9 protein-coding genes are annotated in these 11,529 nt (G+C 34.6%); 7 read left to right on the top strand and 2 right to left on the bottom strand.

Going from position 1 to position 11,529, the window contains the following annotated elements:
* Positions 1 to 140: 140 nt before the first annotated feature.
* Positions 141 to 479 (bottom strand): DUF952 domain-containing protein, encoded by a 339-nt coding sequence (locus VB264_RS07015; RefSeq protein WP_309920560.1) that lies wholly within the window; start codon positions 477 to 479, stop codon positions 141 to 143.
* Positions 480 to 529: 50 nt separating this feature from the next.
* Between VB264_RS07015 and VB264_RS07010 the strand changes: the two genes are divergently transcribed.
* Positions 530 to 1,630 carry an NAD(P)/FAD-dependent oxidoreductase gene (locus VB264_RS07010; RefSeq protein WP_323247969.1) on the top strand — a complete coding sequence of 367 codons (1,101 nt, stop codon included), beginning with the start codon at positions 530 to 532 and terminating at the stop codon, positions 1,628 to 1,630.
* A gap of 25 nt (positions 1,631 to 1,655) precedes the next feature.
* Here VB264_RS07010 and VB264_RS07005 read toward each other — a convergent pair whose 3' ends face one another.
* Complete coding sequence (locus VB264_RS07005; protein WP_323247967.1) at positions 1,656 to 2,876, bottom strand: ABC transporter permease; 1,221 nt, start codon at positions 2,874 to 2,876, stop codon at positions 1,656 to 1,658.
* Between the two features lie 341 nt (positions 2,877 to 3,217).
* On the opposite strand from VB264_RS07005, the gene VB264_RS07000 reads away from it, so the two are divergent.
* From VB264_RS07000 to VB264_RS06975, 6 genes are all read left to right on the top strand, one after another.
* Positions 3,218 to 4,396: an exo-beta-N-acetylmuramidase NamZ family protein gene (locus VB264_RS07000; RefSeq protein WP_323247965.1), complete on the top strand. Its 1,179-nt coding sequence runs from the start codon at positions 3,218 to 3,220 to the stop codon at positions 4,394 to 4,396.
* A 48-nt stretch (positions 4,397 to 4,444) separates the two neighbouring features.
* Positions 4,445 to 5,473 carry a hypothetical protein gene (locus VB264_RS06995; RefSeq protein WP_323247963.1) on the top strand — a complete coding sequence of 343 codons (1,029 nt, stop codon included), beginning with the start codon at positions 4,445 to 4,447 and terminating at the stop codon, positions 5,471 to 5,473.
* A gap of 61 nt (positions 5,474 to 5,534) precedes the next feature.
* Positions 5,535 to 7,010: an MBOAT family O-acyltransferase gene (locus VB264_RS06990; RefSeq protein ID WP_323247961.1), complete on the top strand. Its 1,476-nt coding sequence runs from the start codon at positions 5,535 to 5,537 to the stop codon at positions 7,008 to 7,010.
* A gap of 144 nt (positions 7,011 to 7,154) precedes the next feature.
* Positions 7,155 to 8,681 (top strand): glutamine-hydrolyzing GMP synthase, encoded by a 1,527-nt coding sequence (gene guaA, locus VB264_RS06985; RefSeq protein WP_323247959.1) that lies wholly within the window; start codon positions 7,155 to 7,157, stop codon positions 8,679 to 8,681.
* Positions 8,682 to 8,822: 141 nt separating this feature from the next.
* Complete coding sequence (locus VB264_RS06980; protein ID WP_323247957.1) at positions 8,823 to 9,392, top strand: hypothetical protein; 570 nt, start codon at positions 8,823 to 8,825, stop codon at positions 9,390 to 9,392.
* A gap of 121 nt (positions 9,393 to 9,513) precedes the next feature.
* Entirely contained in the window at positions 9,514 to 11,388 is a 1,875-nt protein-coding gene (locus VB264_RS06975) for a M61 family metallopeptidase (protein ID WP_323247956.1), read from the top strand.
* Positions 11,389 to 11,529: the final 141 nt, after the last annotated feature.

Raw genomic sequence — 11,529 nt, 5'->3', positions numbered from 1 at the left:
AACAAATGGTCGTCACATTGTTATTCGATTGATACTGTAGATTCAGCAGGATTACTAAATTATTTAAATAAATATATACTCATTTATAAAACCCTTGAACACAACACAAAGTTCTAAGGTTTAAATACATTGATAACTGACTATTTAGCCGTGAAAGTAAAGGTGCCGTCTGGATTGGGCAGTAATTCTTCAACTTTTAAAATAGCATCTTTGTTCAGTCTTCCGTATAAATGCGGAAACGTATCAGCATTACGAACAGTTTCAAAACGAAGTTCAGCACTCAATTTGTCCATGTCAAGATGAAGTAACAATAGCTGGGCTTTACCTACAAAATAATTGTTTAGGGTACCTTGTACTTGTCCTGAAGTAGAAAGATGAATAAATTTTTCTACTGAAAGTGTTTCTGATTCATAATAATCTAAATCCGAAAACTCAGCCCACCATTCTGGACTCACGATGTGATAAAGTGTTGGTTTCATTGTTTAAATTTACTACATTGTTGTGAGCTAATTGGTAAAAAAATAAAATTATGTATGATATCATCGTCGTTGGCGGAGGGTTGGCTGGTTTGGTTAGCAGTATTTTGCTCTCCAAAGCTGGCAAAAAAGTACTATTGATTGAGAAGAAACACTACCCTTTCCACCGTGTTTGTGGCGAATATATTTCTAATGAAACACGTCCGTTTTTACAACAATTAGGACTTGATTTTAGTCAATTAGATACTAAAGACATTACAAGGTTTCAATTTACCTCACCCTCAGGAAAAGTATTAGAAACAACCCTTGATTTAGGAGGTTTTGGTATTAGTCGCTATGCTTTTGACGAAGCTTTATATCACTTAGCTCAACAAAATAATGTTCATTGTTTATTAAATAAAAATGTCGAAAATATTGATTTTCATCATGACCAATTTACGGTAAGCACCTCTAATCAAACTTTTGAAGCCCGTTATGTGATTGGGTCATTCGGAAAAAGAACAAAACTAGATGCCACTTTAAACCGTAGTTTTTTTAGCAAAAGAAGCCCGTATATTGGGGTGAAATATCATATCAAAACAGACTTTCCACAAGATTTAATAGCCCTTCATAATTTTAAAGATGGCTATTGTGGTATCTCTGCTATCGAAGACGATAAGTATTGCCTGTGTTACCTTACGACCAGAGAAAACCTAAAAAAGTATGGTGCTATTTTCGAAATGGAGAAAAATATTCTTTGGAAAAACCCACACCTTAGAAAGATATTTACAGAATCAGTTTTCCTGTACGACAAGCCCGAAGTAATTAATGAAATTTCTTTTACGCCGAAAACAACCATCGAAAACCATATTTTAATGATAGGCGATTCGGCAGGACTGATTACACCTTTATGCGGAAACGGAATGGCTATGGCTATCCACGGAGCTAAAATTTTATCCGAACACATCCTACAACATTTCGACGACAGGACGTTGCTAGAACAAAATTACCAAAAAGCATGGAAAAAAGCTTTTGCCCAAAGACTTTGGGTAGGCCGAACAGTCCAACAACTATTTGGTAACGAAGTGCTTTCTGAAATAGCCTTATTAAGTTTGAAAAACTTCAAATTTGCCCTAAAAGCCATTATCAAAGCCACTCACGGAGATGTGTTTTAAACCAGCAATGATATTCAAAAAATGCCTATTTCCTAAACACAATAGATTTGACAGGCTCGATACGGGTAATGACAAAAGTTGGAATAATTAATACGAACAGCACCAAAGAAATAGTAGCTAAATTAAGTAAAAGAATTACGGACCAATTCATCATTATCGGAACGGTATTCATGTAATAATTCACAGGGTCGAGCGGGAAAATTTTATAATGTTTTTGCAATAAACAAATGCCTATGCCCAACAAATTTCCATAAACAAGTCCCCTAAATATCATAGAAAAACCACTCCACAAAAATATTTTCCTAATTTGCCAATTACTTCCTCCCAATGCTTTTAAAACGCCAATCATTGGTGTACGCTCTAGCATCAATACCAACAGAATAGAAATCATATTAAAGGAAGCAACAAACAAAATTAAGCTTAAGAAAATAACCATGTTTCTATCCAACATACCCAGCCAGTCGAACAACCCCATATAAGTAGTTGTTACTTTCTCCAATTTCATATCTGGTTGGATTTTACGCTGAATCTTCTTGGCAACAGCGTCTAATTGGGTAAAGTCGCTGATATAAATTTCATAACTACCCACAGAATCCGCACCCCAATTATTCATTTTTTGAATAAGCCTGATATCGCCAATGATTAAATTCTTGTCAAACTCTTCCATTTGGGTTTCATAAATACCGTTCACCACTAATTTTCTAGGGCGGTCGGGGGCATTCAAAAAATACATAATTACATCATTGCCAACGGCTAAACTCAATTTATCGGCAATTACTTTACTAATAAGTATTTCCTTTGAATATCCACTGGTATCAAAGCTAATCTGTTTGCCTTGAATGATATTTGGTTCAAACCTTTTGAAATCAAAATCACGATTGATGCCTTTCAAAACCACACCTAAAATATCCTGACGTGTCTTTAGAATGCCAGCTTTTAAAGCCGAAGTCTGGAAATGACTAATTTCCTTAATACTTTTATGGTTTCTGAAAAGATCACTTTGTTGTGTGATAGGATTCTCTTCATACGATTCATTGGCAGAAAACTTAGAAATTTTGATGTGTGGTGTAAGACTAAATAATTTTTGATGAATGGCATCTTTAAAGCCAAACAACACCGCAAAAGCAATAATCATTACAGACAAACCAATTGCTATACTTCCCACACCGATTTTAGTGACCGTACCCGAAAAAGAGGTAGTTTTAGTATTTTGAATGCGCTGAGAAATGAAATAAGGGAAATTCATGCAGTATTTTGTAATTTTGTTTCTTGACTACAAATTAAGTAGTTTTTACTGGTAAATTGATTAATGAGTCGATTTTCGTGCGATGGAATTTAGTAAAGACCTTGCTTTTATGTCGAAGCTGTTTAAATTTTCCCTTTTGGGTTAAACTAAGTCTTTTAGCATAGCTTGTTCCAAAATTTACTCAACGTAGCGATGCTATGCTTCGTAAATTTTGAAAAAATCAATTCAAAAATACAATACTTTCACCTCAGAAACGGAAAGCTTAAACAGCTTCATCTTTTAAAATGAAATAACGGGTGCAAAAAAACAAAACTCATTACTCAAAACTCATAACTTGCTTTATGCTTCATTCAACAAAAATCGTTTTTATCTTAACAGGCTTATTGCTTATTTCTTGTATAAGCAGTAAAAAAAATACAATCGCTACCCTACAAACAGGAGCAGAGCAGACAGCAATATACCTGCCCCTTTTGAAAGATAAAACGGTAGCTTTGGTGGTAAATCATACTTCGGTAATAGGCAAAACACATTTGGCTGATTCCTTAATTAGTTTGGGCGTAAAGATAAAAACGATTTTTGCTCCAGAACATGGCTTTAGAGGAACAGCAGATGCAGGCGAACATATTGCGAATGGCATTGATAAAAAGACGGGCTTACCGATAGTATCCTTGTACGGTGCCAATAAAAAACCTAGCCCTGCACAATTAGAAGGCATAGATGTCGTAATTTTTGATATTCAGGATGTAGGAGCAAGGTTTTATACGTATTCTTCTACCATGCACTATGTGATGGAAGCTTGTGCCGAAACAGGGAAAGCGGTATTAGTGTTAGATAGACCAAACCCTAATGGACATTATGTAGATGGCCCAGTGTTAGATAAGAAATTTGCATCATTTGTAGGGTTAAACCCCATCCCGGTAGTGCACGGTTGTACGGTAGGCGAATTAGCACAAATGATTAATCAGGAAGGCTGGCTAAAAGATGGCGTGAAGGCTAACTTAACGGTTGTAAAATGTTTGAATTACCATCATTCAATGGTTTATGCACCACCAATTGCCCCTTCGCCTAATTTGCCTAATTTACAGTCAATCCTTTTATACCCTTCTATCTGTTTTTTTGAAGGAACAGACGTAAGCGTAGGTAGAGGAACCGACAAACAGTTTCAGGTGATAGGTTCGCCTAATCAAGCTAACAGAACTTTCACTTTTACACCTGAAGATAAGCCTGGGGCTAAAAACCCGCCTCAAAAAGGTAAATTGTGTTATGGGTTAGATTTAAGCCAAATTGATGCTCGCAAACAAGGCTTTACCTTAAAATATGTATTAGACTTTTATCAGCAATCAGTCGATAAAAATAAGTTTTTTAGTGATAACGCTTTCTTTAATCTATTGGCAGGGTCAGATGTTTTAAAAAAGCAAATTATAGAAGGGAAAACAGAAGCAGAAATTCGAGCGTCTTGGAAAAAAGACCTAGACCAATATAAAGCAATCAGAAAGAAATATTTATTGTATGCAGAATAGTATTTTGATGATTAACTCTAACGTAATAACATTATAAAATCACATATTTTGAAATTCTTAAAGTTTATACTAAAACTATTTTTGATTGGTTTTTTACCATTGTTAGCCATTGATAGTGCCAGAAAATTAGATTTAATTTTCGACCCACGCTCACACAATGCTTACATAGCTACGATTATCGATAAAACAAAAATGCTAGCAACTGTGCCAAGTCCGAGATTAGTTTTGATGAGTGGTTCAAGCATGGCATTTGGGATAAATAGCGATATGCTAGAGGATGAAATCGGTTTGCCAGTAGTGAATGCTGCTTTGCATTTCAATTTCGGAAGTAAGTATATGATGGAAGAGCTGAAAACTTATTTGAAAAAAGGAGATGTGGTGTTGATAACGTTAGAATATATGGTTAGGTCTGAAGGAAAATATGAAGAGCAATTGATTGCCGCAGATTTTTATCCTCCTTCACAAAAATGGATACACTTTCCATCTATTACTGAAAAAATAAGCAGTTATACTACTCATCGATTAACTGATTGTAGATTGATGATTGGTGAAGCTCTAAACCATTCGAGAAGCAAACCGATAAGTATAGCTGATACAACTTCTATTTTCTATCGAAATTGTTTTTCATCTAAAGGAGATTTGCTTTGCCATTTGAATAATCCTCCCACTAAAATTGCCTATCCAACAATACCATCTGACCAAGATTTCAGCCAACAAATAAAGGATTTAAACGATTTTTATGCTTTTGCCCAACAGAAAGGAGCTAAAGTGTTTTTTACCTTTCCTTGTTTAGCACAAAAAAGTTTTGAAGAAAATGCTAACATTATTAAAAAAATCAGTGCGCAGATAAAGAGGCATCTCAAAATACCAATATTAGGTACACCCCAATATGCTTTGATGGACGATACTTTGTTTTATGATAATGCTTATCATCCAAATGATAAAGGAAGGGAAATATTTACAAAAAGAATACTGACATTATTTGAAAATAGTGATAAGTTTCAGAAAAGTATCCAATCAATCAGGACGAAAAAGCAAGAGCCTTTAGCGAACAATATTAATAGTAAAAACAAATAAAATAAATCTTGTCTGTTTCAACGCTTCCATAAGTAATAGAACAAGACTGATTTTTATCACTATGTTATTTAATTCTATAGAATTTCTAATCTTTTTTCCCATCGTTACGATACTCTATTTCTTAATGCCCTATCGTTTTCGTTGGTTATTATTATTGGTAGCGAGTTGCTATTTCTATATGGCTTTCGTTCCCATTTATATGCTTATTTTGGGTTTTACGATTGTAATAGACTATTATGCAGGTATTTATATAGAACAGTCGGAAGGGAAAAAAAGGAAATTGTTCTTGACGATGAGCCTTATTGCTAACATTGGCGTTCTGGCAATTTTCAAATACTATAATTTCTTGAACGAAAATATAGGCTTTCTATTAAAAGGTTTTGCCCTTGAAAACCCTATTCCTTACCTTAAAATTTTACTACCAATCGGACTGTCTTTTCACACTTTTCAGGCGATGTCTTATACGATAGAAGTATATAGAGGTAATCAGAAAGCTGAACGACATTTTGGAATTTACTCGTTATACGTAATGTTCTATCCACAATTGGTAGCTGGTCCTATCGAAAGACCACAGAATGTATTGCATCAATTCTATGAAAAATTTGATTTTGATTATCAGCGCGTAACGGATGGCTTGAAACTAATGGCTTGGGGGATGTTTAAAAAAGTAGTCATCGCCGACCGTCTTGCAGTGATGGTAAATCAAGTGTATGACCACCCCTTTGAACAAAAAGGAATTCCTTTGATAGTCGCTACTACTTTATTTTCAATTCAAATTTTCTGTGATTTCTCTGGGTATTCTGATATTGCCTTAGGTTCGGCACAGGTAATGGGTTTTGATTTGATGAAAAATTTTGACCGCCCTTATTTTTCAAAAACTATTTCTGAATTTTGGCGTCGTTGGCATATTTCACTTTCCACTTGGTTCAGAGATTATCTGTATATTTCTTTAGGAGGAAACAGGGTGTCTAAATGGCGAAGAGAATACAATCTTTTTATCGTTTTTCTGGTTTCGGGTATTTGGCATGGTGCTAGTTGGAACTTTGTTATTTGGGGAGCTATGCACGGATTTTACTTGATTTTTGCGAACCTTACCGTTGATTTTAGAAACAAGGTAATAGGCATAATAGGTTTGAAAAAATTGCCATTGCTTTATAAAATCATCCAGATTCTTACCGTTTTCTGTTTAACAAGTTTCGCTTGGATTTTCTTCCGTGCAGTTGATTTTAAATCGGCATACCATATTGCTACGCATTTGTTTTCGGGCATTGGTGAACAACTTTCACAACTTACTAACAGAAGCTTTATTGATAAAAATATTTTCTTAGGACAAGGCTTTGCTAATTTTGCTATGGTTGTTTTCTCTTTGTTAGTCATGGAAACGGTACATTTTTATCAAAGAGGGCAGCGTTTAAGAACAGTTATAAGCCAAAAACCAGTATTGTTTCGTTGGGTACTTTATTACGGAATAGTATTAGCGATACTCTTTTTAGGAATGTTCGACGCTCCAGCGCAGTTTATTTATTTCCAGTTTTAAAAACACTGAAGAGATATTTTTATAAAAAAGTAAAATTTATTACTTCAAAACCGCAAATTTTCCCGAAATTTGCGGTTTATTTTTTAGCATAGTTTTCGGAAGGCTCAATTTTGCAATCCGAATTCAGCAATCCGAAATCGAAAAATGTCCGAAAAAATTCTTATCCTCGACTTTGGTTCACAAGTCACTCAATTAATTGCCCGCAGAGTTCGTGAACTTAATATTTATTGCGAAATCCATCCTTACAATAAAATCCCATCAATTGGTGAAGATGTAAAAGGCATAATTTTGTCTGGTAGCCCATGTTCTGTACGTGATGAAGACTCGCCAAGAGTTGACATGAGTCTTTTTAGAGGTAAACTGCCTGTATTAGGTATTTGCTATGGTGCACAACTATTGGCTTATATGGGAGGCGGAGAAGTATATAATGCTGGACATCGTGAATACGGAAGAGCTAAATTGCAAAAAGTAGCTGAAAATCCGTTGTTAAATGATGTTTCTGAAAACAACCAAGTATGGATGTCGCACGGAGATACGATTATGTCGATTCCAGAAGATTTTGAAATCATTGGTTCAACGGAATCTGTAAAGATTGCCGCTTTTCATATCAAAGGAGAACAAACTTACGGCATACAGTTTCACCCAGAAGTGACGCACTCATTAGAAGGCAAAACGATGTTAAAAAACTTCGTTGTTGGCGTTTGTGGATGTTCACAAGACTGGACGGCTGACTCATTTGTTGATACTACCGTGGCTGAATTGAAAGCACAGTTAGGGGATGACAAAGTAGTTTTAGGACTTTCAGGTGGTGTAGATAGCTCAGTAGCAGCGGTATTGATTCATAAAGCAATTGGCAAAAACCTTTATTGTATTTTTGTTGACAATGGTTTGTTGAGAAAGAACGAGTTTGAAGACGTACTTGAGTCATACAAAAACCTTGGCTTAAATGTAAAAGGAGTGGATGCTAAAGATCAGTTTTATACAGCATTAGCTGGCTTGACTGACCCAGAAGCAAAACGCAAGGCCATAGGTAAAGTATTTATTGATGTATTTGACCAAGAGTCACATTTGATAGAAGACGTTAAATGGTTAGGTCAAGGTACCATCTATCCAGATATTATTGAATCTGTTTCGATTAAAGGCCCATCAGCTACGATTAAATCTCACCATAATGTAGGCGGTTTGCCAGATTATATGAAATTGAAAATCGTTGAGCCACTAAAAACACTTTTCAAAGATGAAGTACGTTTAGTAGGTAGAACACTTGAAATTCCTCAGTTTATACTAGGCCGTCACCCATTCCCAGGACCAGGTTTAGGAATTAGAATTTTAGGAGATATTACGGCTGAAAAAGTACAGATTTTACAAGAAGTAGATGCCATCTTTATCAATGGCTTGAAAAATAAAGGCTTATACGATAACGTTTGGCAAGCAGGAGCGATGCTTTTACCGATACAGTCAGTAGGGGTAATGGGCGACGAACGTACCTATGAAAGAGTAGTAGCATTAAGAGCGGTTTCGTCTGTAGACGGAATGACGGCCGATTGGTGTCATTTACCTTATGAGTTTTTAGCAGAAATTTCAAACGAAATTATCAATAAAGTAAAAGGAGTAAACAGAGTTGTTTATGATATTTCGTCAAAACCACCAGCAACGATTGAGTGGGAGTAAGCATACAAATGAAGTATAAATAGAAAGCTCGACTACTAATCGAGCTTTCTAGCTTTAATTTAGTACCATTTAATAAGTTTTGAGTTTTATTATTTGACATATTTCTTAAATTTAAGTCTTGAACGCTAAAAAATTATCCTAATGAAAAAAATCGCCTTATTCATCATCACATTGATTTCTATCCTTTCTTTTACTGCCTGCCAAGAAAAGTTTGGTTCTGACGTCGTTCCGCAAGCACCCGTGAGCATTGTAGGTAAATGGTCAATTTCAGGTTTTGGAACCATTACAAATATTAAAACTTATGAAGCAACACTGCAAGAAATTAAACGTACTCCTAAGATTGATACAACAATGGTTAATGCCCTTGCAACTGGTGTTTCATTTGATTTTAAGCAAGATGGTACTTATGCTGCTGGTAAAACTGTAGGTACTTGGAAAACAAAAGATAGTAACAAAACAATCGACTTAATTACTAAAGATAATACTGGAAAAGAATCTGTTCAGACATTTTCAGTGTTGGAATTAACTGCAAATAGTTTAAAATTAGGTTCAAAAAAATTTACTAAAAATGCTAGTGGTAACATCGAAGCTGGAGACTTTAGTGATTTGCCTTTTATGTTATTGGGCTCTTTGGCTATTGGAGTAAAAGGTTCTCAAAAAGAATTTGATGATGCTACTTTTCTTCAAGGTACATTGATTTTTAAACGATAATGTCAAAAAAGAGAGTATTTAATTACTTCTACGTTTTGATAAATATACTTTCTTGCTAAGAAATCGTTATATTTCTCTAAGAAATGCAGTTATAATATTTTAACAACTCTAATAAAGCCCAATGAAGATTAAATTCCTGATGTTTTTGGCATTGACAATATGCCTTCCAACTTTCGCCCAGAAAGTTACTCAAAATGCCAATTACCAGTTTTTTATTGATTTAACAAAAGTTCAAAACGATAAATTAGAAGTAACACTGACTACTCCTAAAATCTTGAAAGATGAAATAGTATATAATTTTCCTAAAATTGTTCCTGGCACTTATGCCAACTATGATTTTGGCCGTTATATCTCTGCCTTAAAAGCTTTTGATGATAAAGGAAAAGAATTGACTGTCAATAAGATTGATGCTAACAGCTATAAAATAAAAGGAGCAAAGAAACTTAGTAAAATCACGTACTTAGTAGATGATACTTGGGATTCACCAGAAATTTCGGGTGAATATGTTTTTGAACCTGCCGGTACTGATATTGAAGAAAATAAGCTTTTTGCCATTAATACGCATGGCTTTTTTGGTTACTTTGATGATTTAAAGCGTAGTACTTACGAAGTGACCTTTACAAAACCAACAGGTTTTTATGGCGCATCTTCATTAACGGCTACTAAATCAGATGATACAAAGGATTTTTTCAGTGTTTCAAATTACAATGATTTGGTAGATGCACCTATCATGTATTGCAAACCTGATACAACTATCTTAAAAGTAGGAGGGGCAGATATTTTAATTTCGCTTTATTCGCCTAATAAAAAAGCTACTTCTGCTGAAATTGCTGAGAATGTAAAAACATTGTTGGAAGCTCAGAAAGAATATTTAGGGGGGACTTTACCCATTAAAAAATATGCCTTTGTCATTGTGCTTTCAGATAATTTAAAAAATGGAAGCTATGGTGCTTTAGAACACTCATACTCATCTTTCTATTATTTGCCTGAATCTTCATCAGACGAGCTGGCACAAACAGTAAAAGATGTTTGTTCACATGAGTTTTTCCATATCGTTACGCCGCTTAGTATTCATTCAAAAGAAATAGGTGAGTTTGATTTTAACCATCCGAAAATGTCTAAGCATCTTTGGATGTATGAAGGAATTACAGAATATGCAGCGGGACACATGCAAGCAAAATATGGTTTGATTGAATTGCCAATGTATATGAATATGCTTCGTTCTAAAATTGGCAATATGTATGACCGCTATAAAGATGATATCCCTTTTACAGTAATGTCGGCTGATGTATTGGAAAAATACAAAGACCAATACCAAAACGTATATGAAAAAGGAGCATTGATAGGGCTTTGTTTGGATATTAAGCTTCGTCAATTATCAGGAGGGAAATATGGAACACAGAATTTGATGAAAGACTTATCTAAATATTATGGTAAAGATAAATCTTTCAACGATGATGAGCTTTTCGATAAGATTACTGAAATAACTAAATTCCCAGAGATTCGTCAGTTTTTTGCTAATTATGTAGAAGGAAAACAACCTTTGCCTTTAATAGAAACCTTGAATAGTGTAGGTATCAACTTCCAAAAAACTAACAAGAAACTAGAAAAAACATTAGGCTTTTCGGTCTATAACTTAGGAATCAATCCTGAAACAAAAGGTATTTTTATCATTGACGATGAAGGAATTGATGCCTTCGGTGCAAAAATTGGGTTTAAAGCAGGTGATGAGCTAGTTTCTTTAAATGGAAAACCATTAGACCTGAATGGTTTTAGAAATACTCGTTCTGATTTTATCAACAACACTAAAGAAGGTGATAATGTTGAATTTGTTGTGCTTAGAAAAAATGGAGATAAGAAAGTAGAAGCCAGACTTTCATCTAAAATCTTTATTCCAGAAGTAATTGAGAAAAATCTGCTTTCTCCAGCAGAGAATCCAACAGAAGCACAGATTGCTCTTCGCAAAGCTTGGTTAGTACCAGCAGACGAAAAATAAATCAGAAATAAAATTTAAAAGCCAGTCAGGAATTATTCCTGACTGGCTTTTAAATTTTAAACAGCTTCTTTATTATCATGCAACTGAAAAACACCTAAATTTGTCTAATTATTAGCTAACTATATCTGGCCAATAAGATTG

It is taken from the genome of Arcicella aquatica, from assembly GCF_034928825.1.
GTDB lineage: Bacteria > Bacteroidota > Bacteroidia > Cytophagales > Spirosomataceae > Arcicella > Arcicella aquatica.
The sequence above is the reverse complement of the archived record's forward strand: the minus strand, read 5'-3'. Positions and strand labels throughout refer to the sequence as shown.

Excerpts from the sequence above, each read along its gene's own strand:
- VB264_RS07010 (WP_323247969.1), top strand. The coding sequence starts at position 530 with ATGTATGATATCATCGTCGTTGGCGGAGGGTTGGCTGGTTTGGTTAGC.
- VB264_RS06980 (WP_323247957.1), top strand. The coding sequence starts at position 8,823 with ATGAAAAAAATCGCCTTATTCATCATCACATTGATTTCTATCCTTTCT.
- VB264_RS07005 (WP_323247967.1), bottom strand. The coding sequence starts at position 2,876 with ATGAATTTCCCTTATTTCATTTCTCAGCGCATTCAAAATACTAAAACT.
- VB264_RS07015 (WP_309920560.1), bottom strand. The coding sequence starts at position 479 with ATGAAACCAACACTTTATCACATCGTGAGTCCAGAATGGTGGGCTGAG.
- guaA (WP_323247959.1), top strand. The coding sequence starts at position 7,155 with ATGTCCGAAAAAATTCTTATCCTCGACTTTGGTTCACAAGTCACTCAA.
- VB264_RS06975 (WP_323247956.1), top strand. The coding sequence starts at position 9,514 with ATGAAGATTAAATTCCTGATGTTTTTGGCATTGACAATATGCCTTCCA.
- VB264_RS06990 (WP_323247961.1), top strand. The coding sequence starts at position 5,535 with ATGTTATTTAATTCTATAGAATTTCTAATCTTTTTTCCCATCGTTACG.
- VB264_RS07000 (WP_323247965.1), top strand. The coding sequence starts at position 3,218 with ATGCTTCATTCAACAAAAATCGTTTTTATCTTAACAGGCTTATTGCTT.